20 protein-coding genes and 2 pseudogenes are annotated in these 24,068 nt (G+C 65.1%); 7 read left to right on the forward strand and 15 right to left on the reverse strand.

Translation table 11 applies throughout. The features are described 5' to 3' along the window. Positions 1–95: 95 nt before the first annotated feature. Positions 96–2,105 (forward strand): rhamnogalacturonan lyase, encoded by a 2,010-nt coding sequence (locus AC5RUU_RS13335; protein WP_493975679.1) that lies wholly within the window; start codon positions 96–98, stop codon positions 2,103–2,105. Positions 2,106–2,253: 148 nt separating this feature from the next. On the opposite strand, the gene AC5RUU_RS13340 is transcribed toward AC5RUU_RS13335, so the two are convergent. Then, positions 2,254–3,213, reverse strand: coding sequence for an SRPBCC family protein (locus tag AC5RUU_RS13340; protein WP_493975680.1), 960 nt, complete (start codon positions 3,211–3,213; stop codon positions 2,254–2,256). 210 nt (positions 3,214–3,423) lie between these two features. Beyond that, complete coding sequence (locus AC5RUU_RS13345) at positions 3,424–3,567, reverse strand: hypothetical protein (RefSeq protein WP_493975681.1); 144 nt, start codon at positions 3,565–3,567, stop codon at positions 3,424–3,426. Between the two features lie 267 nt (positions 3,568–3,834). Here AC5RUU_RS13345 and AC5RUU_RS13350 point away from each other — a divergent pair, with 267 nt between their 5' ends. After that, on the forward strand, positions 3,835–4,446 hold the full coding sequence (locus AC5RUU_RS13350; protein WP_493975682.1) for an NADPH-dependent FMN reductase: 612 nt from the start codon (positions 3,835–3,837) through the stop codon (positions 4,444–4,446). 69 nt (positions 4,447–4,515) lie between these two features. Here AC5RUU_RS13350 and AC5RUU_RS13355 read toward each other — a convergent pair whose 3' ends face one another. Beyond that, complete coding sequence (locus tag AC5RUU_RS13355) at positions 4,516–4,992, reverse strand: sensor histidine kinase (RefSeq protein WP_493975683.1); 477 nt, start codon at positions 4,990–4,992, stop codon at positions 4,516–4,518. Positions 4,993–5,205: 213 nt separating this feature from the next. Between AC5RUU_RS13355 and AC5RUU_RS13360 the strand changes: the two are divergent. Then, positions 5,206–5,800 (forward strand): annotated as a pseudogene (locus AC5RUU_RS13360) (ZIP family metal transporter). Between the two features lie 93 nt (positions 5,801–5,893). Here AC5RUU_RS13360 and AC5RUU_RS13365 read toward each other — a convergent pair. Next, entirely contained in the window at positions 5,894–7,084 is a 1,191-nt protein-coding gene (locus AC5RUU_RS13365) for a rhamnogalacturonan acetylesterase (protein ID WP_493975684.1), read from the reverse strand. A 414-nt stretch (positions 7,085–7,498) separates the two neighbouring features. Here AC5RUU_RS13365 and AC5RUU_RS13370 point away from each other — a divergent pair, with 414 nt between their 5' ends. Together AC5RUU_RS13370 and AC5RUU_RS13375 are read left to right on the forward strand one after the other, a co-directional pair. After that, entirely contained in the window at positions 7,499–8,548 is a 1,050-nt protein-coding gene (locus tag AC5RUU_RS13370) for a glycosyltransferase family 2 protein (protein ID WP_493975685.1), read from the forward strand. 4 nt (positions 8,549–8,552) lie between these two features. Further along, complete coding sequence (locus tag AC5RUU_RS13375; protein ID WP_493975686.1) at positions 8,553–8,717, forward strand: hypothetical protein; 165 nt, start codon at positions 8,553–8,555, stop codon at positions 8,715–8,717. Positions 8,718–8,831: 114 nt separating this feature from the next. Here the strand turns inward: AC5RUU_RS13375 and AC5RUU_RS13380 are convergent, their stop codons facing one another. After that, positions 8,832–9,923 (reverse strand): LamG domain-containing protein, encoded by a 1,092-nt coding sequence (locus AC5RUU_RS13380; RefSeq protein ID WP_493975687.1) that lies wholly within the window; start codon positions 9,921–9,923, stop codon positions 8,832–8,834. Between the two features lie 340 nt (positions 9,924–10,263). Here AC5RUU_RS13380 and AC5RUU_RS13385 point away from each other — a divergent pair, with 340 nt between their 5' ends. Then, positions 10,264–11,100 carry a response regulator transcription factor gene (locus AC5RUU_RS13385; RefSeq protein WP_493975688.1) on the forward strand — a complete coding sequence of 279 codons (837 nt, stop codon included), beginning with the start codon at positions 10,264–10,266 and terminating at the stop codon, positions 11,098–11,100. Between the two features lie 190 nt (positions 11,101–11,290). Further along, positions 11,291–11,476 carry a hypothetical protein gene (locus AC5RUU_RS13390; RefSeq protein ID WP_493975689.1) on the forward strand — a complete coding sequence of 62 codons (186 nt, stop codon included), beginning with the start codon at positions 11,291–11,293 and terminating at the stop codon, positions 11,474–11,476. A 169-nt stretch (positions 11,477–11,645) separates the two neighbouring features. Here AC5RUU_RS13390 and AC5RUU_RS13395 read toward each other — a convergent pair whose 3' ends face one another. The 10 genes and pseudogenes from AC5RUU_RS13395 to solA form a co-directional block, all read right to left on the reverse strand. Further along, complete coding sequence (locus AC5RUU_RS13395) at positions 11,646–12,062, reverse strand: hypothetical protein (protein ID WP_493975710.1); 417 nt, start codon at positions 12,060–12,062, stop codon at positions 11,646–11,648. Positions 12,063–12,109: 47 nt separating this feature from the next. After that, positions 12,110–12,850: pseudogene (locus tag AC5RUU_RS13400) on the reverse strand (serine hydrolase domain-containing protein); the annotation flags it as partial. Between the two features lie 9 nt (positions 12,851–12,859). After that, positions 12,860–13,711: a hypothetical protein gene (locus AC5RUU_RS13405; RefSeq protein ID WP_493975690.1), complete on the reverse strand. Its 852-nt coding sequence runs from the start codon at positions 13,709–13,711 to the stop codon at positions 12,860–12,862. Continuing rightward, entirely contained in the window at positions 13,698–16,265 is a 2,568-nt protein-coding gene (locus AC5RUU_RS13410; protein WP_493975691.1) for a DUF4062 domain-containing protein, read from the reverse strand. Before AC5RUU_RS13410 ends, AC5RUU_RS13405 begins: the two co-directional genes overlap by 14 nt. Before the next feature lie 445 nt (positions 16,266–16,710). Further along, positions 16,711–18,864: an amylo-alpha-1,6-glucosidase gene (locus AC5RUU_RS13415; protein WP_493975692.1), complete on the reverse strand. Its 2,154-nt coding sequence runs from the start codon at positions 18,862–18,864 to the stop codon at positions 16,711–16,713. A 72-nt stretch (positions 18,865–18,936) separates the two neighbouring features. Further along, positions 18,937–19,248 carry a hypothetical protein gene (locus AC5RUU_RS13420; protein ID WP_493975693.1) on the reverse strand — a complete coding sequence of 104 codons (312 nt, stop codon included), beginning with the start codon at positions 19,246–19,248 and terminating at the stop codon, positions 18,937–18,939. A 175-nt stretch (positions 19,249–19,423) separates the two neighbouring features. Continuing rightward, positions 19,424–20,116: a GntR family transcriptional regulator gene (locus tag AC5RUU_RS13425; protein WP_493975694.1), complete on the reverse strand. Its 693-nt coding sequence runs from the start codon at positions 20,114–20,116 to the stop codon at positions 19,424–19,426. Positions 20,117–20,155: 39 nt separating this feature from the next. Beyond that, positions 20,156–21,610 carry an NAD-dependent succinate-semialdehyde dehydrogenase gene (locus AC5RUU_RS13430; RefSeq protein WP_493975695.1) on the reverse strand — a complete coding sequence of 485 codons (1,455 nt, stop codon included), beginning with the start codon at positions 21,608–21,610 and terminating at the stop codon, positions 20,156–20,158. A 25-nt stretch (positions 21,611–21,635) separates the two neighbouring features. Beyond that, the gene (locus tag AC5RUU_RS13435; protein WP_493975696.1) at positions 21,636–22,889 is read right to left on the reverse strand and encodes an aspartate aminotransferase family protein; all 1,254 of its coding nucleotides are present in this window, start codon (positions 22,887–22,889) and stop codon (positions 21,636–21,638) included. A gap of 76 nt (positions 22,890–22,965) precedes the next feature. Continuing rightward, positions 22,966–24,068, reverse strand: a 1,103-nt coding sequence (gene solA, locus AC5RUU_RS13440) for an N-methyl-L-tryptophan oxidase (RefSeq protein WP_493975697.1), incomplete at its 5' end; no start/stop codon positions are given.

Raw genomic sequence — 24,068 nt, forward strand, 5'->3', positions numbered from 1 at the left:
TCGCCAATGGCGGAGCGGTGTTCGGTGAGCTGGTGAAACGTTCCAAACTGTCGTGCGGCAGACTCAGTTGCCGCCGCATCAAAGGAGATGTTCTCTTGGCTATTCCCACTTGTTCCCGCAAATCCCGCGCCGGCCGCGCCTGGAAAGCAGCCCCGCTGGCCGCAGCCGCCTCGGTGACAGCTGCAGCGCTTGCCTTCACCGGGGTCCCGCTCGCCCAGGCAGACCCCGGGGAGGCGAATCCGGGCCAGGCGAACGCCGCCGCCGGCAAAGCCGACCTCAAGCGCCAGGTTGAAAACCTGGACCGCGCCCCCGTGGCGGTGCTGACGGACCAGGGCGTCACGCTGGGCTGGCGGATGCTGGGCCTGGACCAGGACAGCATTGGGTTCCACGTGATCCGCGACGGCGTCCAGATTACGGAAGAGCCCATTCGCAACACCACCACCTACAGTGACCCTGCAGGCACGGCGGACTCCAAGTACGTCATCAAGACCGTGGGCAACGGAAATGGGCAGGACAAGCTCAGCGCCGGGTTCACCCCGCTGAAGCAAAACTACCTGGCCATCAAGCTGGACAAGCCCGCAGACGGTGTGGCCAAGGACGGCAAGCCCTACACCTATACGGCCAACGACGCGACGGTCGCGGACCTGGACGGTGACGGCAGCTATGAGATCATCCAGCTCTGGAACCCCTCCAACGCGCAGGACAACTCAAAGTCCGGCTACACCGGCAACGTGTATGTTGACGCCTACAAGATGGACGGCACCAAGCTCTGGCGCATCGACCTGGGACACAACATCCGCGCCGGCGCCCACTACACCCAGTTGCTGGCCTACGACTTCGACGGCGACGGCAAGGCCGAGGTCTCCTTCAAGACCGCCGACGGCACCAAGGACGCCGCCGGAACGGTCATCGGTGACGCAGCCGCCGACCACCGCAACAGCGGCGGCTACATCCTGTCCGGTCCCGAATACCTCACCGTGTTCAACGGCGCCACCGGCACCATCATGGACACCGTTGCCTACGACCCGCCCCGCGGCAACGTGTCCGCCTGGGGCGACGGCTACGGCAACCGCGTGGACCGCTTCCTGGCCGCCGTCGCGTACCTCGACGGTGAAAAGCCCTCGCTGATGTTCAGCCGCGGCTACTACACCCGCACCGTCCTGGTCACGTACGACCTGGTGGACGGCAAGCTGGCGAAGCGCTGGAGCTTCGACTCCGATGTCGCCGGCAAGGAATACGCAGGCCAGGGCAACCACAACCTCTCCGTGGCGGACGTGGACCAGGACGGCAAGGACGAATTCGTGTTCGGCTCCATGACCATCGATGACAATGGTGCCCCGCTCTACAACACCAGGCTGGGACACGGCGACGCGGTCCACACCAGCGACCTCGACCCCTCCCGGCCCGGGCTGGAAACCTTCGCCGTACATGAAAGCATGTCCGCCAGCGGCAACCGCGGGGCCACCTTCCGCGACTCCGCCACCGGTGAAGTCCTCTGGAGCATTCCCGCCACCCGGGACACCGGCCGCGGCGCCACCGGCGACGTCGATCCCCGCTTCCCGGGCTCAGAGAGCTGGGCCGTGGGCGGCGACGCTGCCTGGAACTCACCCGTTGGTTCCCTGATGTCGGCAAAGGGGGAGAAGATTTCCGGCAAGATCCCCGCAGCCAACTTCATGGCATGGTGGGACGGCGACCTGCTCCGCGAGGTGGTGGACCACGATTTCGACGCCGTTGCCGGCGTGGGCGTGCCCACCATCTCCAAGTGGAACTGGGAAACCGAATCCAGCGACCGGCTGCTGACCGCCACCGGTGCCCGTACCAACAACCACACCAAAGGCAACCCGTCGCTGCAGGCGGACCTGCTGGGCGACTGGCGCGAAGAACTCGCGTACCCGTCGTCGGACAGCACGGAACTGCGGATCTACACCAGCACATCGCCCACCGAGGTCCGGCTCCGCACCCTGATGCACGACACCGTCTACCGGACCGCCGTTGCCCGCGAGAACGTGGCCTACAACCAGCCGCCGCACCCGGGCTTCTTCATCGGGGAGGGCATGGAAACCCCGGCCAAGCCGAACGTCACCTACACCGGCGCGGACAAGTAGCGCCGGCAGTACAACATAAAGGACGGCAAAGCACCGCCCGCCTCGGGGGAGAGGCGGGCGGTGCTCGTGCGGCCAGCCCCGTTTAGCAGGCTCACCGGACCGCTGCGGGCGCCGGGGAAGACCCCGGCGCCCGCGCAATCAGGCAGTGTCAGTGCTGGCCGAGGTTGCCGCCCACGGGCGGCAGGCCGCCGTCGGGACGGCGATCATCTTCGCGGCGCTCGCCGGCGCTCAGGTTCTCGCCCTCCACCGTCTCGTCGGACTCTCCCGTGGTGTCCACCAGGCCGTTCGTCTGGTCGAAAGCGTGCCCGATCCTGTCATCACCCAGGTCGGCGACTGAGCCGGTGGAGCCGGCTGCCGCCGTCGTGCCGGCTGTTGCAGTGCCCGCTGTTGCGGCGCCTGTAGTGGTGGTGCCTGTCTCGGTGGTGTCGGTCGGGATTGGCGTGACGGTGACAGGCTCCCCGGGAACTGTTGGAGTTACCGTTTCGTCGGCGCCTTCGGTGGTTCCCTTGTTGCCGCCGGCAGCCATGGCGGCAGCGGCACCGGCGGCTGCAGCAACACCGAGGCCGGCGGCCATCTTGCCCGAAACGCCTGCCTTGCCGGAGTCGCCCCGGGATGCGGCGGCGTCCTCCACGCCCGGTGTTCCCGCCGTGGCGCCCGGGTTAACGGTGCCGCGCCAGGCTCCGCTGGCGTAGCCCTCGTCCTCAATGAATTCCTTGAACCGCTGCAGGTCGGCCTCGGCCTGCCGGTCAATTACGTTGAGCTTGTCGCCCACCTTCTCGATCAGTCCTTCGGGCTCGTATTCGAGCGTCAGCTGCACGGAGGTCTGCCCGCCGCCGATGTCCTCGAACTCCACAACGCCCGCGTTCGTGGCGCCTTCGGTGGCTGCCCAGGCCACCTTGCGGTCCGGAACCTGCTCCAGGATCTTCGCTTCCCACTGCCGGCGGATGCCGCCGATCTCGGCCACCCATTCCAGCCGGTCGTCGGCCAGCTGCGTAACGCTCTTAACGCCGCCCATGAAGTGCGGGAAGTCCTCGAATTGGGTCCACTGGTTGTAGGCCGTGCTCACCGGTACGTTCACCAGAATGCGTTTTTCCACCTTCGTGCTCATAACGTCTCCTTCGCTGTGTCACCGGAACTGATGAGTCGGAAAATCATCAGCATGCTTACCAACATACCTTTTGTGCGCGTCCCTTTCCAGAGCCCAAGTGAGTGGCGGGGAGAGGCGCCGCCGGGCAACGGACGACGGCGGCACGTGGGCGGGTGCCACCGGGGCATGCGGCTGGGTCCTGCGGGAACGGCGTCCGAGTGCCGCGGACTGCTACTTGGACGCCGGCGGTGTGGGCTCGTCGGCCCCTTCTGCCGGGTCCTGCGAATGCACGCGGATCTCCGTGATGTCCGCGTCTGGATCGCCCTCGGCGGGTGCTTCGGTATGGACTCGCTCGTCTAGTGGATAGTCCGTCATGGCTGCTGTGCTCCTTGGAAGGGCGACAGGGGGAGGCGGCGGAACGCTGCGAAACCCGGACTGCGCTACAGATCATTCAGCGCTCCCCGCCGCGGCCTGTCAAGGACATTCCCCCAGGGAGCCTGGCTCTGGCCGGGCCGGGCCTTTTGTGCTGGACTGTTCGTGCAGTGGCACCAACCATCGCGGCCGTTCCGGCAGGGACCGGCGGCACCTGCTTCGCAAGAACATGGATACGCCGGCGCCGTCCGGCCGTCTGAAGGGACACTCATGGCACCGTTCAAGATCGGATATTTCGTGGGAAGCCTGGCCACCGGCTCTATCAACCGGGTCCTTTCCAAGGCGTTGATCCGGCTCGCTCCGGAGGACCTGGAGTTCACCGAGATCCCCATCCGGGACCTCCCGCTCTACAGCCAGGACTACGACGCCGACTTCCCGCCCGCGGCCCGTGCCCTCAAGGAGGCCATCGAGGCTTCGGACGGCATCCTGTTCGTCTCCCCGGAGTACAACCGGTCCATCCCCGGCGCACTGAAGAACGCCATCGACTGGGGTTCCCGCCCGTGGGGAAGCAACTCGTTTGCCCGCAAGCCCACCGGCATCATCGGCGCGTCCATCGGCAGCATCGGCACCGCGGTGATGCAGTCCTCCTTCCGCAGCGTCCTCAGCTTCCTGGACGCGCCACAGTTGAACGCCCCCGAGGCGTACATCCACTTCGACTCGGCCGTGTTCGGCGAGGACGGCGAAGTCAGGAACGCGGACACCGCGAAGTTCCTGCGCCACTACATGGACGAATATGCCGCCTTCGTTGCCCGTGTCCTGGCAGCCAACGCACCCGGCCATATTGGCGACATGGAGACCGATGAGGCGAAACTGACGCGATAAAAGCAAAGCAGGCATGCGAAGGCCCGCCGTCCCAGCACGGCGGGCCTCCGAGTCTGTGTTCCGGCTGTTTCAGTCCAGCGGCAGGGTCACCGTCACGCTGGTGCCGTGGCCCGGGCTGGAACTGATGTCCACGCAGCCGCCGGCCTCCCGGACGGCGACCGCCATGAGCCGCAGCCCGTAGCCGTGGTGCCGTCCGCACGTGGCGCGGCGGCTGTCAAAGCCCGTGCCGTCGTCGGCCACTACCAGGCGGATGCCGTGGTCCACGGCGGCGAGCTGGACGGTGAGCCGGGACGCCGCCGAGTATTTGTAGGCGTTGCTGAGCGCTTCCCGGGCCGATTGGTAGAGAAGGGACGCGCAGTCCGCCGGAATCTCGATGCCCCAGTGCGGAGTATCCCAGCGGACCGCGGTCCCTCGCTGACGGAGGGGCCTGGTGAGCCGGTCAATGCAGCCGGCCAGCCCCAAAGCGTGGAAGTCGAGCGGATGCTGATCCGTCAGCACGCCTCCCACGGTGATGACATCGTCTTCGATAGCTGTCGTATGTCCCATGACGTCCTGCTCCCCACAAGCTGGTTGGTCCGATACCTCCAGCGTGGACCCGCTACTTCAGGGGACCGCAAGGTTTGGGTCAAGATCCCATCAATTCTGCGGGCGCCAGATGCCTCCACTAGTCTGGCTGCTCTACGGCCTGAAGCGTCATGGCGCCGCTGCGGCTTTTGCTGTTGGAAGGCTTCCGCTGGGGAAGCCGGAAGGAGGACGGCAATGCCCTTATGGCTGCAGGCACTCCTGTGGGGAACCGTAGGCGGCGCGGCACTGGTGCTGGGCGCGGCGCTGTCCTGGCGATGGTCGCTGCCGTCCAAGCTGGTGTCCTCGATCATGTCCTTCGGGGCGGGCGTGCTGATCTCTGCCCTGGCCTTCGAACTGGTGGACGAAGGCGTGGAGGGCGGCGGGCTGTGGCCCACGGTGGCCGGCTTCCTGGCGGGTGCGGTTGTGTACGTCGGCGCCAACATGATGCTCGCCCGGGCGGGGGCCAAGCACCGGAAGCGCTCAGGCGACCAGCAGCCGTCCGAGCAAGAGGACCCGGGAAGCGGCACTGCGATCGCGGTCGGTGCCTTGCTGGACGGGGTGCCCGAGTCCGTGGTCCTGGGCGTGGGCATGCTGGCCGGCGGAGTGGTCAGCCCGGCCATGATGGCCGCAGTCTTCATCTCGAACGTGCCCGAAGGGCTGTCCGGAACCGCTGGCATGAAGAAAGCCGGCAGGAGCGCCCGAGGCCTTCGAAGAGCACCATAACCTGACCGGGCTGACGGCGTCCGTGGGCTTCCTGACGGCTTTCATGGTGCACCATTTGGGCGGGTAGCCCGCGCATGGGAATCCAGGATGCCCGGGGGCTGATGCTGGGACGGTACGACGGCGGGATGCGGCACTGGGCCGCGTCCCGCCGTCGTAATGGCTACAGCAGGCCCTGCCTGGTGAGGTCCGCGGTGACCAGGCGCGCCAGTACTCCGGCGCCTGCGCGGTTGGGGTGCAGGGCGTCGCCGGGCATGAAGAGCGCCAGGGTGGCCTCCGGCCCGATCTCCGTGAAGTAGGCGGACGCCAGGACGTTCAGGTCCACCAGCGGCACGTTCTCCTCCTGCGCCAGGGCAACCGTGGAGTGGCGGTACCAGCGGTTCACCGAGGAATGGACGCCCTCAACGAAGTCCGTGGCGCGGCCCTGGGGCGTGACCAGGACAGGCGTGGCCCCGGTGGCGGCCACCTGCCGGACCATGTCCCGCATGATCTCCTTGAACTCCGCTTCCGTGGTGGCGTTCTTGGCGGCGGTGTCGTTGATGCCCATCTCCAGCAGGAACAGGTCCCCGGGTTTGATGTACTGCAGGATGGCTTCAAGCTGGCCGTCGTTGCGGAAGCCGCGGGCAATCTGGCCGCCGGTGGCCATGTTGCGGACGTCGAAGGCCTCCGGGTCAACAAACTGCGGCAGCATCTGGCCCCAGCCGCCCTGCGCGCTGGTTTCGAGTGGATAGTAGCTGGCAACAGTCGAGTCCCCGCCCACCCAGATGGTTGGATCCATTTCCGGGTGGCGTGACACCTTTTCGATCTCCAGTGCGCTCAGCGTGAAGGCGGCGCCGGCCTTGCCCTCCGTGACCAGGAGGTTCAGCTGCCCGTCCAGGACCGGAATTTCGAAGGACGCCTGGGCGCCGTTTCCGGTCAGGTTCATCTCCTGGAAGACGCCTTCGGCGGCGATGCTGGCACGGGCCGTGTCGCCGAGGGTGGCGGTTACCTTGTACAGCCCCTCCTTCAGGTCCACGTTGAACGTGTTGGTGCTCTTGGTGCCGAACTGGTGGAAACGCACAGCGTCGCTTCCCACGCCGGTTCCCTTGGCCGGAACGTCAGCCATGTACTCGGGGGTGTTAAAGCCGTAGCGCTTGTCGGGGCTGTACGCGTCCGCGCCGCTGACTCCGGTGTAGCCCTGTTCCACCGGGCCGTTGCCAAAGTCGAACCGGTAGTTGCTTGGTTCGGCATTGGCTTCCAGGGCGCTGAGGTGCAGTCCAGCTCCACTGAGCAGGACTGCTGCGGCAATCCCGACGGCGGCGGACCGTTTAGTGCTCTTTCCGAGTGGGGCAGGGGTGTGGGAAGCGATGGCCAAGGTCATCTCCTTTGATGAGGTGGATAGGTGCAGACGCACGTTTGTATCGATTCATTTGAGCTAAGGCATTTCTAACAGCGCTGCGCGTTCAAGGTCAAGAGATTTTGTTCGGTTTCTGGTCGATTTTGGGTGGAGTTGGTTGCATGCCTTGGAGTGGGGTATGGGTCCTGGGCGTGGACGCAGGCTCCCCGCAACCTCGGCTAGCCCGGTCCTCCGGAAGTCAAAATTTGTGCGTTTATCTTGATGGAAGTTTGCGGCTTATTTGCCGGTTTTGTGCCGATCCTTTGCGGTGGCGTTGGAAGACTCGAAATCCACTGTGTCGGGGCGTTTCGGGAGAATTATGAAAAGGGTGTGCCGCGGGTCGCATTTTGCGCTCATAAACGGTTCAGCGACTCCGGGGGCGGAGCTCGGTCTGTGATTACTGTCATAATTCCAGCGCATAATGAAGCGGCAGGAATTTCGGAGACCCTGGCTTCCCTGCAGGGTCAGACCCTTATTCCGGACCGGGTGGTGGTCGTGGCTGACAATTGTACGGACGCCACAGAGGATATTGCCGTGGCCGCCGGGGCGGAGGTTGTCCGCACCGAGGGCAACCAGGACAAAAAAGCAGGTGCCCTGAACTTTGTCCTGGCCGGACTCCTGCCCCAGGCGGCGCCCGAGGACCTGATCCTTATCCAGGATGCAGATTCGCAGTTATCCCGCGATTTCATCGAGCGCTCCGTTGCCCACCTGCGGGCCGACCCCCGCCTTGGTGCTGTGGGCGGTGTCTTCACCGGAGCAAAGGGCGGCGGCTTCGTGGGCCACCTCCAGCGGAATGAATACGCCCGCTATGCCCGGGATGTGCGACGGCTCCAGGGCAAATGCCTGGTGGTAACCGGAACGGCCGCGCTGTTCCGCGCAAGGACGCTCCGGGACGTGGTAGCGGCACGGCTGGACGGCACGCTTCCGCCCGGAAACGGGTGCGGCGGTGTTTACGATACGTCCGTCCTCACCGAGGATAACGAGTTGTCCTTTGCGCTGCTGACGCTCAAGTACCGCATCCGTTCCCCCGCTGACTGCACCCTGGTCACGGAAGTGATGCCCACCTGGCGTGAGCTGTGGGCCCAGCGGCTGCGCTGGAAGCGCGGCGCGGTGGAGAACTGCGTCCAGTACGGGTGGACCCGGGTCACCCGGCCGTATTGGGGCAGGCAGTTTTTATCGCTGGTGGGCGTGGTGGTCACCCTTGCCTATATCAGCACGGTGGCGTTTGCACTGGGCACGGGGGAGGGGCTGCACATCCAGCCGTTCTGGCTCGCCGTGACCGGTGTCTTCGTGATCGAACGTGTAGTGACAGTGCGGCTGCGGGGATGGAGATACATGCTCGCTGCCGCCACCATGTACGAGCTGCTGATCGACCTGTTCCTGCAGGTGGTCCACGCGAAGGCGTATGCAGATGCAGCCTTCAACAGAAAGAAAGCCTGGTAACCCCATGTACAACAACCCAGCAGTTCCGGCGGCCGCCGGAGCAGGTTCCGGAACCCTCGCCATGACCGGAGCGGGCGACGTGTTCTGGTTCGCGCTCGCAGCTTTTGCCCTTCTGGCACTGGGGCTCGCCCTTAAGCGGATCGTTCCTGTGCGGGGCGCCAAGTCCTGACCCAAAGTCCTGGCCGGGTGGCGGTGGGCCTGCTGCCTACCCAGCGAAACGAAGAATGCAGCCGCATACGGCGCGCTGCATTCTTCGTCGGCAGGACCTGCTTCTTATGCGGTGTCAGGTGACGATGCTGACCACATTCGAGCACCCGGCGGTGTCGCAGATCTTATAAGTGGTGGTGTTCCCGCCTTTGATGCTGTTGACGAAGCTTCCCGTGTTGGGGACGGATTTCCGGACGCCGTTGATCCACAGCGTGACGGTGCCCCCGGTTGCTCCGGTCCACTTCAGTGTGGTGGAGCTGACCCCCTTGCTCTTGGTGGTGGTGGCGCTGAGCTTGATCGCCGAGACCGGTTCTGCAGGAGCGGGCGCGGCGGCTGGAACGAAGGAGAAATCGCGGATCACCACGCTTTCCGGCTTGACGTGGGCAGGGTCTCCACCGCCTCCGCCGGTGACCCACAGATTGAAGTGGATCTGTTCCCTGGCCGGAACCGGAACGGTAGCTCCCTCCAGGACGGTCCGCTTCAGCAGCGTCCCGCCGTACCCTTCGCCGGCAAAGGTTTCGAAGGTGATCCGGCCGGGCTCCCACACCATCCGGTGGGTGGTGATGGGGCTGGACGTTACGTCAAAGACCGTCGTGTTGTTGCCTTCGCCCGGCGGTTTGCTGGCATCAAACCAGTACCCGTGGCCCTGGGTCACCGGCCAGGACTCGCCGTAGGCGGCGCCGCCGCCCCACGCGGAGGCCTCGCACAGGTCAATTTCGTTGTAGCCCGGTTCCGCGAGGGGGTCGTAGGTGAAGAGGCAACCCCACACCACTTCCTTCTGAAGCGTTGTGAGGTCCTTCTCCACTGTGGTGCTGTAAGTCCCATAGCCGAATCCCTGCCGGGTGGACTGGAACTCCGCACCCACGGGCGCATCACCGGTGGGATTGGTCAGACTCAGGGTGACGTGTCCATCCGGGTCCGGGTTGCTGACATTGGCCGCCGCAAACAGCCTGTTGTATTGCGGCGCACCGCCCCAGAAGCGTTTCTCCCAGTTGAATCCCTTCCACGCGAAGTTGCCGGCAGGCCCGGGATTGGGATCAAGCGGCGTCGTGTCTGCAGCGTGGGCGGGTGGAACGCTTGCCAGGACGGCCAGGATCCCGGCCGCGAGCATGGCCAGGGGCTTGCCCCGGCGCGAGGGATGTAGGCCAGAAAAGCGAAAACAAGACATGCGACGCCCCTTATCAGTTGCTCCCAGCGAGCAATTTGCGCCCCCATTGAGCACAGCTTGATCTTCAGCCACCCGCCGGTGAAAAGGCAATAGGCTGCATGGGCAATTCTTCTGGAAAGCAGTCTCAAGAAAAACGCAATACTCAATGCGATCTCAAGAGTGGCGCATTGGTGGCGAAAGAATGGTTACCGTCCTAATTTGTTGGGTATTCTCATGAAGGCTTTCCGCCGCATAAAAAACCAGGGGCATCCTTTTGGCTTTCGTCTCCGAACACTCAGTGAATTGAGCATGCGCCTTGCGGCGCGATGGGCGGAAGCGGACAAGGCTTGAGGGGGCATGAATGGTGGAACGCGGCGTTGCCGTAGTGGTGGAGGACGATGACGACGTCCGGGACTCCCTGACCGAGGTGCTGCTGCAATCCGGTTTTGCCGTCCACTCAACGTCTTCCGGCTATCAGGGAGTCGAGGCGGTCCGGGAACACAAGCCGGATATCGTCACCATGGATGTGGGCCTCCCCGATTTTGACGGCCTGGAAGCGTCACGGCGGATCAGGACCTTCAGCGACGCCTACCTCATCATGGTCACCGGCCGCTCGGACGAAGCCGACGCCCTGATGGGCTTCGAGGCTGGCGCCGACGACTACCTCACCAAGCCCTTCCGCCCCCGGGAGCTTAGGGCGCGGATCGGTGCGATGCTCCGCCGGCCCCGGTCATTTTCGGGCGGGCAGGCAGGCGCAAGTCCGTCAGAGCACAGCCCAGTGCATCGGAACCGGCAGGAACTAACGGACGACGGCGCCGCAGTTGCGCAGGAGCGGTTGGGGGAGGTTCCACCGGAGCAGCAGGGCACGCCAGGCGGTTGCGGCTTTGCCCACCGGGGACTCACGCTGCACGAGGACTCACGGCAGGCAGCCATTGACGGGGTACCCGTGGACCTCACACGCACCCAGTTCGACATCCTGTTGGTCCTGATGGAGAACGGGCGGACTGTCCAGACCAAGGCCGATCTGGTCCGCAGGCTTCGGAATGAACCGTACAGCACGAATTCGTTTGTTGGCGCTGGCGAGGAGCGTGCGGTGGAGGTGCATGTGGGCAACCTGCGCAAGCGGCTGGGAGACAGTTCGCGGCAGCCTCGCTGGGTGGAAACGGTCCGCGGCGTCGGTTACCGCATGACGCAGTAAGGTCCAGCTCCGAAGGGCGGCCAACACGCTGCTGTCCCTCCTGTGGGTGTACGCACGCCGCCACCCCGGAACCGTCAGCTTGAAGGACGCCCTGCGGCTGTTGGGGAACGCAGTAAATTTATCCCTTCATTCCGGCGCCTTTCAGGCCGCAGGCTGTTAGCGTGGAGGCCCGGCCATTGAAGGAGGAGCGATGACGATCAATTCACCCGATTCCCTGCCCGACGACGAACCCCAGGAAGGCGCGGAAGGCAGCAAGGGCAAGGGCGACGGCGGTATTCCCAAGGGCGGCGACGGCATCGGCATCGCCGCGGACGCCGAACCCAACACCTTTGAACCCGAGGAAGACCCCGACGCCACGGAGGATCCCCGCAAATGAACCCGGGCGCGTGCGGCGCTGCTCAAAGTTCCATCAAGATTGGCCAAACTCGCCCCATCCGGAAGTTTGTTCGGCCCACTGCCCGGTAAATTTCCCTTGTTTCCGCGTTAATTCCCCAACTAGGAAGCAAAGGAAGCCCCCGCGCTGGAGCTCGACTCGCGCGGGGGCTTCACCCCAACGGGCAGAGCCGGTCCAGCGTTTCCTGCATGGCGGTAGCGATCTGGCCCTGCCATAAGGCAGTCTTGCTTTCCGTCTCACGGTCTTCTAGGGGCGTCGGCAAAGGAGGGGGCACCAGGGTCAGCGTGGCCTGGTAGTTTCCGTCGCTGCTGGCCATCGACGAGGTGAGGTAGGTCCAGAAACCGCCCCGGCCACCGTAGCGGAAGTCATCGCCGCAGCCTTGGTTCCACCTGACGAGTCCCAGTCCGTAAATGGGCACAGCATCACTTCGCATCATCTCCTGGACGGAAGCTTCCGAGACAAGTTCCCCGCGGAAGAGGGCTGCATAGAAGGTGTTGACGTCGGACACGGTGGAGACCACTCCGCCGGCGGGAGATGCAACGTCTGCCTCCAATTGGGTGAGGTCCATCCGTTCATCCGGAAGGTGATGTAGCCGTGAATCATGTTGGGGCTGTCCACCACCGACTGGCCGATGGAGGTGGCCTCCAGCCGTAGGGGGTCGATCACGTCACTGCGCAACACTTCAGCGTAGGAACGGCCCCGGAGTTTTTCGATCAGCTGGCCGAGGGCAATGTAGCCGGAGTCGGAGTACTTGTAGAAGCCCACGCTGTTCGCCTCCTACGGCAGCTGGGCTGTCAGTTCCATGACGCGTTGCGGCGGCATTTCCTCGCTGACGATCCGTGGGATGTCATCGGCGCTTTTTTCGTTTGCCTCCTGGAAGCTGCCCATACCTGAGGTATGCCCCAGCAACTGACGGACGGTGACCGGGCCCGGCGGCTTCAGCACCGTGGTGAAGCTTTCCAGGATGCCGTTGACGGGATCGTCGAGACCGATCAGCCCATCGTCCACCATCTTCATCACAGATACCGCGGTCATGGACTTCGTGATGCTGGCCACCGACAGCCTGTCTGCCGGTGTGGCAGGTTCCCGGGACTCGAGGTTCCGCACGCCATAAGCCCTGGACCAGCTTCCGCCGGGCCACCTGACTTCGGCCACCACAGCTACCGCACCCTGGTCCACGAACGACCGCATGGTGCGGTCCAGGGTTGCCGTTGTGGGCGGCTCCGTAGCGGCGGTGGTGGGGGCCGGGCCGCTGTCAGGGCTGGTACATGCGGCAAGGCACAGAACGAGAGCCGCCGCTGCCCGAAGGAACAAACACGAGGCTTTCATCAGGCCATCACACTTCCTGGAATCCATTCACCGCGGTTACTTCGACTCCAAAGCCGCCGCGCGCTTCATGCGCAGCTCTGCCCATGCGGTGAGGGCGCCGTAGCATGCCAGGGCCAGCAACAGCAGGACAAGGAACGCCCAGGCCGCCGGCCGCTCCCAATGCACGTCGGCCCGGCCCATGACCATAGCCCCGAGGATGAAGGCCAGGCTCACAAGCTGGGCGGCATAGAGGATGCGGTAGCTCGTCCACCGGCGGTCCACCACCATAGGTGCGTTCACGAATCCGGTGAGGCTGAGGACGGCCCCGAGTGTCCGCGCGGTCAGCGGCGTGATGTCCCAGCCCCAGGCCTGCAGGAAGGGCGCCGGGAACGCGAACATTGCCAGGCCGGTCAGGGTCGCAATGCCGCCCACCCCCACCAGCGCCCGGGCCACATGGTCCGGGATGAAAATGTCCCGGGGCGCTGGCAGCCCCGTGTCCGCTTGGCGCTGGGCGACGGCGGCCGCTGCCACGAGCAGCGGTGTGACGGCATACAGCACCGCCCACGCGAGGAACGACAGGTTGCGCGTGAACAGGTCGGCGTGGAGCGCCGTGGCGATGCCGAGAAGCGCCGCGAAGACGAAGACCGGCAGGAAACCGCGCCGCACGCGGTGCCACTCCGCGGTGCGGAGCACTGCCGCGAAAAAGATGATCCCGCCAATATAGGCCGAACCCAGGATCATCCCTGTGAGGGGCGGCTTGATGGGCCAGGCGAACAGTTCCGCGATGCTGCCGGGGAGGAAGACCAGGATGCCGGCGGCGATGGCAAGGAACGGCAAGACGAAAGCCGCCAGCCACCGCACAGGCCCCAGCACCCGGTTGGTTCCGGCGACGGTTTCACGCGTGGGCAACGGTCAGCACCTCCTCCAGCGGTAAGCTACGGCCCCGTGCGGAGGCGCCGTCGAACAGATCGCCAAGCGGGCCCGAGCGAAGGGCGTCCACCACGGGCGCGTGGAAAGACGATGCGGCGGTATTGAACAGGCCTGTCCGCTGACGGAGCGCTTCCGCGGCGCCGGCCAGCTCGCCTGCACGCGCCACCTCGCCTCGGCGGGCCGCCACGGCCACCAGTCCCTCCAGGCCATAGGCGATGCCCTCGTCGTGGCCGAGGCTGGCGGAAATTCCCAGACCGCGGGTGAAGTCCTCCCCTGCGCCGTCGACGTCCTCGCTTAGTAGCCGCACCCACCCGCGGTGATGGAGGGCGATCGCGATGCCGAGCGGTTCGCCTTCCTCGCTGGCGAGCGCCAGGCTTTCCTCAAAGCGCGATGCCGCCGCCTGGCCCTGCCCGGCCACCAGCAGGACCCTGCCCATGGTGACGAGCGACATCGCTTCGCCCCAGCGGTCGCCGCCGGCACGGAAGCGGTCCAGGCTTTGCTCCAGGTCCCTGATGGCGCCGGGGACGTCGGGGACGGGATTGGCGAGCCGTGCCAGCGCTGCTGAAACCAGGGCGAGAGCCTCCCCCGCGGGGTCTCCGGACTGTGCGAACAGCTTCGCGCTGCGGGTAAGTCCACCCACCAGATCCACGTCCTGCTGCTGCCAGAAGGCGATGGCCCTGGTGAAGTACAGGGCGATGGCCTCGGTACGGCCGGCGAGCGATTCGCCGCGCGCCGATGCCTCGTCCAGCAGCCGGGCCATCCAGAGGCGTACCTGTCCCAGCAGGCCGCCGAGCCAAAGGTAGAGGTACAGCGACCACGCCAGTTCCGCGGCTCGGTCCCACTGGCCCCGGGCGGTCAACCAGCCGACGGCGGAGGCAAGGTCTGCCTGCTGCAGGCCGAGCTGGGCGAGCCAGCCGCTCTGTTCCCCGGTGCGCAGGCCTTTCGCCGCCTTCCTGGCGAGGTCAAGGAAGTAGAGGGCGTGGGCGTCCCGTGCTTCGTCCCATTCGTCCCTGGTGCTGAGGGTGGCGGCGTAGGAACGGACGGTCGAGAGCAGGCTGAAGGCGCTCTCGCCTTCCACATCCCGCTGGCCCACCAGGCTCGATTCCACCAGCGCGTCCAGGGCATCGAGGGCGTCCCCGCCCACCAGCTCCTCGGCCGCCGCCAGGGTGAAGGGCCCCGCGAAAACTGCGAGGCGTGCCAGTGCGGCGCGGGCGTGCGCCGGCAGCAGGTCGACACTCCATTGGATGGTGCTGGCCAGGGTGCGCTGGCGCTCCGGCAGGTCCCGGGCACCACCGGACAGCAGGCCCAGGCCGCCCGAAAGCCGCTGCAGGATCGACTCGGGCGTGAGCGTCCTGGTGCGCGCGGCAGCCAGCTCTAGCGCGAGGGGGACGCCGTCGAGGGCGCGGCAGATGCCGAGCACGGCTGCGCAGTTTGCAGGGGTAAGGCCGAAGTCGGGCCGCACGGCGCGGGCGCGTTCTACGAACAGCGCCACGGAAGGGATGCCGGCGGCGGTCTCGGGGTTGGGCTCTGGCTCCTCCGGCGGCACTTCGAGCGGTGCCACCTCGTAGGTGCGTTCGGGGCGGACGCGCAGGGGAGAGCGGCTGGTGGCCAGGACGGTGAGGTCCGGCAGTTCGGCAATCATCGTCATGACCACCGGGGTGGCCGCGAGGACGTGTTCCATGTTGTCCAGCACCATCAGGAGCCGGCGGCCCTCGAGCGCCGTGACCACTTTGTCCTCCAGTGGGCCGTCTCCGGCGTCCCGGACCCCCAGTTCCTGCGCGATGGCGGGCAGCACGAAGTCCGGTGACCGGACCGCTTCGAGCATGACGAAGACGACGTCGCCCCCTTCGTAAGCGATGGCGGCCGAGACCTCGATGGCGAGGCGGGACTTCCCGATCCCACCGGGGCCGGTCATTGTCACCAGCCGCACGTCGGGGCGGTCCAGCAGTTCGCGGACGGTGGCGATGGCACCGGCACGGCCGATTATCGCGCTGAAGGGGGCGGGCACGCGCCCGCCCTCCGGCTGCGGCGCCGGGGGTTCGGTTTGCAGCGGGCGGCTGGCGTCGAAGCGTTCGGCCAGGAGGACGGCGACGTCGGCCCGCACCAGGTCGGCGAGTTCCCCGGCGTCTGAATACCTTTTGTAGGAGGCCTCGTCGTCGTCCCTGATACGGCCCAGCAGCGCATCCAGGCGCGGCTCGCGCTCCACTCCGTCCTTGACGTAGATCAGCTTGGGCATGCCGCTCGAGAGAGCGTACTCGTCCTCGAGCCCGGAAACCTCCTCGCCAGGGGCCACCCATCCGTAACTCCCACCGTAGATGCCGACAAAGATGTCGCTCTGGGCGAGGTAGGAGCGGTACAGCGACCGGGGCGGATGGGGACGCGCCCCAAGCTCGAACATGACGGGTGCCAGCTGCAGCGACTCAACGGCCTTCCGCACCGCATGGCGCTCCGGCTCGAGCTCCCGCAGGGTGGAACTGACGAAGACTCTGATGCGCTGGTCGGGCGTGCGGATCGACACCGCAGGTGCGTCCATCTAGGAAGTGTGGACCACGGGGACGGGCTGCGTCCAGCCTTAGTTGCGGCCCGGCCCGCAGTACATTTCGGGCCAAATATTTTGAAGCCGGGCTATCGTAGATTGTTGACAATTGCTAGACTCGAGGCTGTAAGCACCGCTTGTTAGAACCCGCCCGGTCCTGCCAGCCGGCCCGCACCAAAGGAACCAGGAAATGAAGAAACGCCGCGCCGATGCTCCTGCTTTTGAAATCGATGAAACGTCCCGCACGGGTCATCACTGCCCCAAAACCGGATGGTGGTCTGTTGCCGGTAACCCGCCAGAGGCACGGTTCATCACGAAGGGCGAGGTGATGCCTGCTTCCTGCGGGGCGCCCGTGCTTTGGATCCTGGGGAAGACCGCTGGCAGCCGAAGCGTCCGGCCGGCGGCTGACCTGATTTCCAGTTAGCATCTGGGCTGAAGGACGCTACCCCTCCTTGCGCAGCCCGGCCTCTGCCACGAGTTCGGTGAGCCAGGGCCGGTGGCCCTGATGGAACACCATCCCCTCCGGGAGTCCACGTACGGTAGGCACGGAGTTGGCAATATCGATGGTGACCCGTTCTCCCGCCATGGGGGCGTTGGTGATGTGCAAGTCGCCGTAGGATGCCGGCAGGTGGGGATCCATCCAGAACCCGCCGCGGGAAACGTGGGTGTCGTATCGCATCAGGCTCGTCACCAGTTGAATGGGTGACGTCGCCGCCCACGCCTGCGGCGAGCAGGCCGTCGGATAGGCCACGGGCTCGCCATATTGCTCCCTGCTGAATCCGCAGAACAATTCAGGCAGGCGGCCCTCGGAGTATTCGGCGGCTTCGAACAGGGCGGTTGAAATGCGCTGCGCCTCTTCAATAAACCCGTAACGCATCAGGCCTGCCGCGATCACAGCGTTGTCGTGCGGCCAGACGGAGCCGTTGTGGTAGCTAGCCGGGTTGTAGGCGCCCATGTCGGTGGCGAGGGTCCGCACGCCCCAGCCGCTGAACATCTCCGGGGACATCAACCGTTCGGCAACCAGGGGCGCCTTGTCCTCATCAACGAGGCCAACCCACAGGCAATGCCCCATGTTGGAAGCGCAGGCGTCCACCTGCCGCTTCTTGCCGTCCAGCGCGATGGCATAGTATCCCCGGTCCGGCATCCAGAACTCTTCGTTGAAACGCACCTTCAGTTCGGCAGCACGCTCCGCCAGTTCGGCCGCCAGGGGCGCGTCCCCGGTGTCGTAGGCGATCCAGGCCCGGGCCATATAGGCGTCATAGACGTATGCCTGGACCTCGCAGAGTGCGATGGGCGGCTCCGCGAGTGTCCCGTCAGCAAAGTTGATTCCGTCCCAGGAATCCTTCCAGCCCTGGTTGATGAGTCCCCGCTCATTGAGGCGCTGGTACTCCACAAAGCCATCGCCATCCCTGTCGCCGTAGTCCCGGATCCAGTCCAGGGCGCGGTCGGCGTGTGGAAGCAGCGCCGCAATGGTGTCCTTGGCGAACCCCCAGCGGCTCACCGACCCCAGGATCACCACGAACAAGGGCGTCGCGTCGATGCTGCCGTAGTAGATGGACTTGCCTCCCAGCGCCAGGGAACTGGAGACGTCGAGCCTCACCTCGTGCAGGATCTTCCCGGGTTCCTCCTCGCTCACCGGGTCCACCACGGAGCCTTGCCGGTCAGCCAGCGTCTGCAGGGTGCCGAGGGCCAGGGATGGATCGACGGGCATGGCCATCTCCGAGGCCCACAGTGAATCCCGGCCAAACAGGGTCATGAACCACGGGGCCCCGGCTGCCACCACGATCCTTTCCGGATGGGTCGGGTCTTCAATCCGGAGGGCGCCAAGATCGTCATAACTGCGGCGGAGGGTCCTTTCAATGGACCGGTTGCCCATGTGCAGCTTGGGAATCTTGGCCACCCATTCCTGTCGGCGGCGGTCGCTGCGTGAAAGTTCGCCTGCGGCCGGGCGAACCACGGGTGCGGCGGGGGCATCGGAGCCGGGCGCCACGGTAAGGACGGTGTTCCACCGGCCGCGTGGCGGGATGGTGGTGCGGAACGTCAGGTCGTCTCCCGCGGCGGTCCCGGGGATATCGGAAAGGACGACGACGGACTTCCGGACGTCGTGCCAGCGGCCGCTGACGCGTAGCGTCTTTCCGTCGTACTGGCGGGACTCTTCCCACTCCCGCTGGATCCGGGCTTCCTTGACCTCAAAGACGTCGGCGAAATCCGCGCCGACAGTGACAGAAACCAGGCATTCCACTGGTTTCGTGGAGTGGTTATGCACGGTGACGCGTTCAACGATGCCGATGCCCAGTTCGCGCATGCGCTCCACGATGATCGGGCTGTCGGCATAACCGTCCGACCTGTTCACCCTGCCCGCAAATACCGCCCGGTATGGCTCCTTCGTCTGTGCCGCCAGCGGCTCCAATGCCTGCCCATTGACGGTCAGGTTCCACCGGGACAATATGCGCGTGTCCTGAAAAAAGAGGCCGTGCGGATGATCCGGATGGATGTCCCCGTTCGGCAGCGAGATGCAGAAGGAGGTACCTTCCACGAGTGTGACCGTACCGGCGCCAAGCGGACCCGCCGCCGTGTCCGCATTCCATCCAGCCATTCGTTGGCCCCCTCGGGAAACTGGGCTGACAGGCAGCCGGTCCTGGCGTGAGGGCGCTGGCTGGCCGTTCTGCTACTTGGTTAGCCTGAGGCTACTCCTGCTGCCCTTTGCAGGCCAGAGCAGTGGGCCGGCGCCAGCCTGGATGCCAAGGGAGAGATCGTAATCATCGTCAATGTGGAAGAGCCGCCGGTCCCCGATGCGGTCTATGACCCAGATGGTCCGCCCGTCAGCTGTCCGTTCGTCCACCGTCCCGCTGTAGTACGCAAGCCCCTCCCGGCCCAGGGTAACCAGGTCACCCGGTTCCAGGGAGGTCCACGTGGACTTCCGGGTGCTGCCGGCAGTGCAGGCTGCGGCAGCGGTGGTGTTTGCCCTGCTGTCCTTCATGTGCGTTCTCCTTGCTGACCGTCAGCGGGCGTCAGCGCCGGCGGACGGTCATTAAAGTAAATGTAGGCCTTAATTTTATCGTCGATTGTTGACAATTACTAGGGCTTGCGGAGGAAAGGAAGGGCCCAGTTCCGGTGGAACTGGGCCCTTCCTTAGGGTGGAGCAGGATGCCTTCCTACGCGCTGATCCCTGCCGCTTCTGGATCGGAGGTGAGGTCTTCGACGGCCTTCTGCATATGGCGTTTGATGGCCCGCTGAAGTCCGTCCCGGTCACCCGCCTCGAGCAGATCCAGGATTTTCTGGTGTTCCTCCACCAGGACGTCAATACGCGGGTAGGCGACTTCCAGACTGAGGATACACATCCGGGATTCCGCCGCGAGTGTCTCATAAATCCGGATCAGGCGGGTGTTGCCGGTGCCTGAAACGAACGTGGTGTGGAACTGCATATCCAGGCGGGCGATGGCTTGCCAGTCGGACGCCGCCACCTGCTTGGCCATGTTCCTCAGAACGCCCTTGAGTTCCCGGCAGGTGGAGGCAACCTGCTCGGGCCTGGAGTCGAGGAGGGTGTTGGCGGCAGCGAGCTCCACGGCCTCGCGGACGGCGTAGATTTCCCTTACGTCATCAGTTGTCAGTTCCAGTACGAAAACCCCGCGGTTACGCCTGCTGACCAGAATGCCTTCCTGGGCCAAACGCTGGAGGGCCTCCCGCAGCGGGCCCCGGGAAGTGTTGAGCTGGCTCGCCAAAGCAGATTCGTTGACCTGCTGCCCAGGCCTGAACACGCCCTGGACGATGAGCTCACGCAACTGGTCGGCGATCAGTTGCGCCGTGGGTCGACCCTCCAGTGTGAATGTTGCCTCCGGTGCCGTCATTGACATCCCCTCATTCCATGCTCGGCAGATTGACTCTTATTAGAGCGCTATTGCTGTGTACTTGTACTCCAGGAACTCGTCGATTCCCACTTTTCCGCCCTCGCGTCCGAGACCCGACTGCTTGACGCCGCCGAAAGGGGCGGCAGGGTTGGAAACGATGCCGGTGTTCAGTCCAACCATTCCAACCTCCAGTTCCGCCGAGAAGCGCATGGCTTTTTCCATGCTGTCCGTAAACACGTAGCCCACGAGCCCCCATTCCGTGTCGTTGGCAAGGCGGAGCACTTCGTCCTCGCTGTCGAAGGGCGTTATGGCTGCAACCGGCCCGAAGATCTCCGTGGTCATCAGCGCCGCGTCGATGGGAACATCCGTCAGGACGGTGGGAGCGTAGAAGTACCCGGGTCCTTCCGGGCGCGTTCCTCCGGTCAGGATGCGCGCACCCTTCGCGGTCGCATCAGCGACGAGGCTCTCAACTTTGTCGAGCCCCTTCTGCTCAATCAGCGGCCCGACGTCGGTTCCCGCAACAGCCCCATTGCCCACCTGCAATTCTGCCATCTTCTTGGAGAACTTCTCGCCGAACTCTTCCGCCACGGACCGGTGGACGAAGAAGCGGTTGGCAGCGGTGCACGCTTCTCCCATGTTCCGCATCTTCGCTTTCATGGCGCCGTCAACAGCCTTTTCAATGTCCGCATCCGCCAGGACGATGAAAGGTGCGTTGCCACCCAGCTCCATGGAAGACCGCATGACATTGTCAGCTGCCTGCCGGAGGAGGATCTTGCCCACCTCGGTTGAACCGGTGAAGCTGATCTTGCGGGCGATGCCGCTGTCTGTCCAGGTGCGGACCACGCCGGAGGCTGAAGCCGTGGTGACGACGTTGAGCACGCCGTCCGGCAGTCCGGCCTCCTTGAAGATGGCCACCAGAGCCAGCGACGTGAGCGGTGTCAGCTCCGCCGGTTTGAACACCATGGTGCAGCCTGCTGCGACTGCCGGGGCGATCTTGCGGGCTCCCATGGCGAGGGGGAAATTCCAGGGAGTGACCAGGACCGAGGGTCCTACTGGCTCTTTGGTGATCTGGATGCGTGTTGATCCATCCACCGAGGTGGTGCTGTCGCCGCCGATACGAACGGCCTCTTCGGAGAACCAGCGGAGCATTTCGGCGCCGTAGGCTACCTCGCCCTTTGCTTCAGCGAGGGGTTTGCCCATTTCGGCGGTCATAATTGCGGCGAGCCGGTCGGTGTTGGCGATGACCAGGTCGAAGGCGCGCCGGAGAATGTCTGCCCTCTGGCGCGGGGTGGACTTGCCCCAGGCCACCTGTGTCCGGCCGGCGGCCTCGATGGCGCGCATGGCGTCATCCGGTCCACCATCGGCTACGTGCGCAATGACTTCGTTGGTGGCAGGGTTTTCCACGGCGAACGTGGCGCCACTGGCGGCTTGTTGCCACGTTCCATCAATGAACAAGCCGGTGTGGAGGCTGTTGGGATCAAAGGAGGAGTTCATGATGATCTTTCAGTGATCAAGGGGATTAGGAGGTGGCCGTCTTGATTGCTTGGGTGAACTTCGACAGGCCGGTCTGGATCTCGTCGCTGGTGACGTTGAGTGCCGGGATGAGGCGAATGACGTTGCCATGCGGGCCGCAGGTGAGGAGGAGCAGTTCTTCCTTGATGGCGGCCTGCTGGACGGCCAGCGCCGTCACGGGGTCCGGCGTGTTGTCGGCGGCCGTGAATTCGACGCCCTGCATGAGGCCCCGTCCGCGGACATTCCCGATGCCGGCAAACTCGGACTGCAGCTTGTCGAGCCCGGCCCGCAGTTCGTCGCCCCGGTGCAGGGCATTTTCCACCAGGTTCTCCCGCTGGATGACTCCGAGGGTTGCGACGCCTGCCGCCGCTGCCACGGCGTTCCCACCGTAAGTTCCGCCCTGGGAGCCGGGCCATGCCTTGCCCATCAGCTCAGTGGAGGCAGCAATCGCCGATATCGGGAACCCGCTGGCAAGGCCCTTGGCCGTGATGACCACGTCGGGCAGGATGCCGGCCCAGTCGTGTCCCCAGAACTTGCCAGTGCGGCCTACGCCGGCCTGGACCTCGTCGAGGATGAGCACGATGCCGTGCCGGTCAGCGCGTTCCCGCAGGCCCTGCAGGAAGCCAATGGGGGTGGGGATGTATCCCCCGTCGCCCAGGACGGGCTCGATGATGAAGGCGGCCGTATCCGCCGGGTTGCTGACAGTGAGGAGGAGGTGGTCCAGTTCCTTCAGCGCAAACTCCACCGCCGTTGCTTCGTCCCACCCGTACCGGTACCAGTGCGGGAAGGGCGCGACGTGCACACCGCTCATGAGGGGGGAGAAGCCGGACCGGAACTTGGTGCCGGCGGTGGTCAGCGATGCTGCCGCGACCGTTCTTCCGTGGAATCCACCTTGGAAGGAGATGATATTCGGCCGGCCTGTTGCCATGCGGGCCAGCCGCACGGACGCCTCCACGGCTTCTGATCCTGACGTTGCATAGAAGACGCTGTCCAGCCCCTGGGGCAGGACGTCCCCCAGCAGCTCCGTGAGTTGAAGCAGGGGCTGGTGCATCACTGTGGTGTATTGGGCGTGGACAATCTTGCCCACCTGCTCGCGTGCCGCCGCCACAACATCAGGGTGGCAGTGGCCGGTGCTGGTGACACCAATACCAGTGGTGAAGTCGAGATACTTCTTGCCGTCAGTGGCGTGGATCCAGCTGCCGGAGGCGTAGTCGACGATAACAGGAGTCGCCTGCTTCAAGATGGGGCTGAGGGTTGCCATGTCTTCTTGCTTTCTCGATAAGTGTAGATTGTCAACAATATGCGACGCCGGGCGATGTCGCAACTTTCGTGCGTAGCTAGTTGTTGCTAAACCGCTGCGGCCTAACAAAATCGAGCCCGCTAAACGACTGTTTGCCGAGGGCCTCGTGGGCTGCGATTTCGCCGAAGCCGGTGGCGTTTTTGAAGCCCGCGCCGGAGAAGCCGGTCGCGCAGTAGATTCTGCCGGCTTCGGTCAGCCGGCCCAGCAGGGGGTGCCCGTCGCTGGTGTAGAGGTCCGGGAAGGCGTCGGAGCGGACGATGTTGGGGTATAGGCCGGGGAAGAATTCCGTGACGGTTTCGGTGGTCTCTGCGATTTCTGCCGGGGTCAGTTCCCTGGGTACTGAGTCGGCGTGGGCTGTGGGCGAGCTGCGTCCGTCCAAGGTGGCTTTGACGGTTACGCCGTCGACGGCGGGCGCCCCGTACATGGAGCGGTCCTCGTGGATGCGGATGAAGATGGGAAATTTCTCGGGTGAGAACTGGGTCGCGTCCCGGGCAACAAACCAGGTCAGATAGTTCCGTCGTGTTTCCGTCGCCGATTTCAGGTGGTCCGGCATGAGCCGCCGGGACCAGCCGCCGGAGGAGACGATGACGTTTTCGAAGGTCCAGGTCTTGTCGCGGGAGGTGATGGTGACGCCGTCGGGTGTCTCTTGGATGTTGTCGATGGGGGTGTTGGTGTGGATGGTGGCCCCGTTCGCTTCCGCTGCAGCGATGGCTGCGGTGACTGCCCGGTCGGTGCGCAGGGCGCCGGCGTGCGGGTCGTAGACGGCGATGTCGTCGGGGCGGAGGTTGTGCTGGGGGTAGCGTTCGGCCATGTCCTCACGGGAGAGGATTTCGTGGTCCGCGCCGTTGGTCCTGGTGGTGTCGAGCAGGGCGGTGAGGTAGGCGCCGTTTTTGGTTCCGATGGACAGGCCGCCGCAGCGGGTGAGGATGTCCTGGCCGGTTTCGGCTTCGAGTTCGGCCCAGAGGCTGCGTGAGCGCTGCAGGATGGGGTAGTAGCCGGGGTCGCCGCGGTAGAGCATGCGGAACAGGCGGGTGTCCCCGCCCACGGCGCTGCGGCCGTGGGCGGGGACCTGCGCTTCGAACCCGACCACGGAATCGGTGAGGCGGGAGGCCTGCCAGAGGGCCATGGATCCGATGCTGC

It is taken from the genome of Arthrobacter sp. K4-10C (genome assembly GCF_059090085.1).

Coding starts and splice junctions, on each gene's coding strand:
- AC5RUU_RS13340 (WP_493975680.1), bottom strand. CDS start 3,213: ATGAGCACGAAGGTGGAAAAACGCATTCTGGTGAACGTACCGGTGAGC.
- AC5RUU_RS13345 (WP_493975681.1), bottom strand. CDS start 3,567: ATGACGGACTATCCACTAGACGAGCGAGTCCATACCGAAGCACCCGCC.
- AC5RUU_RS13350 (WP_493975682.1), top strand. CDS start 3,835: ATGGCACCGTTCAAGATCGGATATTTCGTGGGAAGCCTGGCCACCGGC.
- AC5RUU_RS13355 (WP_493975683.1), bottom strand. CDS start 4,992: ATGGGACATACGACAGCTATCGAAGACGATGTCATCACCGTGGGAGGC.
- AC5RUU_RS13375 (WP_493975686.1), top strand. CDS start 8,553: ATGTACAACAACCCAGCAGTTCCGGCGGCCGCCGGAGCAGGTTCCGGA.
- AC5RUU_RS13380 (WP_493975687.1), bottom strand. CDS start 9,923: ATGTCTTGTTTTCGCTTTTCTGGCCTACATCCCTCGCGCCGGGGCAAG.
- AC5RUU_RS13385 (WP_493975688.1), top strand. CDS start 10,264: ATGGTGGAACGCGGCGTTGCCGTAGTGGTGGAGGACGATGACGACGTC.
- AC5RUU_RS13390 (WP_493975689.1), top strand. CDS start 11,291: ATGACGATCAATTCACCCGATTCCCTGCCCGACGACGAACCCCAGGAA.
- AC5RUU_RS13395 (WP_493975710.1), bottom strand. CDS start 12,062: ATGGACCTCACCCAATTGGAGGCAGACGTTGCATCTCCCGCCGGCGGA.
- AC5RUU_RS13410 (WP_493975691.1), bottom strand. CDS start 16,265: ATGGACGCACCTGCGGTGTCGATCCGCACGCCCGACCAGCGCATCAGA.
- AC5RUU_RS13415 (WP_493975692.1), bottom strand. CDS start 18,864: ATGGCTGGATGGAATGCGGACACGGCGGCGGGTCCGCTTGGCGCCGGT.
- AC5RUU_RS13420 (WP_493975693.1), bottom strand. CDS start 19,248: ATGAAGGACAGCAGGGCAAACACCACCGCTGCCGCAGCCTGCACTGCC.
- AC5RUU_RS13425 (WP_493975694.1), bottom strand. CDS start 20,116: ATGACGGCACCGGAGGCAACATTCACACTGGAGGGTCGACCCACGGCG.
- AC5RUU_RS13430 (WP_493975695.1), bottom strand. CDS start 21,610: ATGAACTCCTCCTTTGATCCCAACAGCCTCCACACCGGCTTGTTCATT.
- AC5RUU_RS13435 (WP_493975696.1), bottom strand. CDS start 22,889: ATGGCAACCCTCAGCCCCATCTTGAAGCAGGCGACTCCTGTTATCGTC.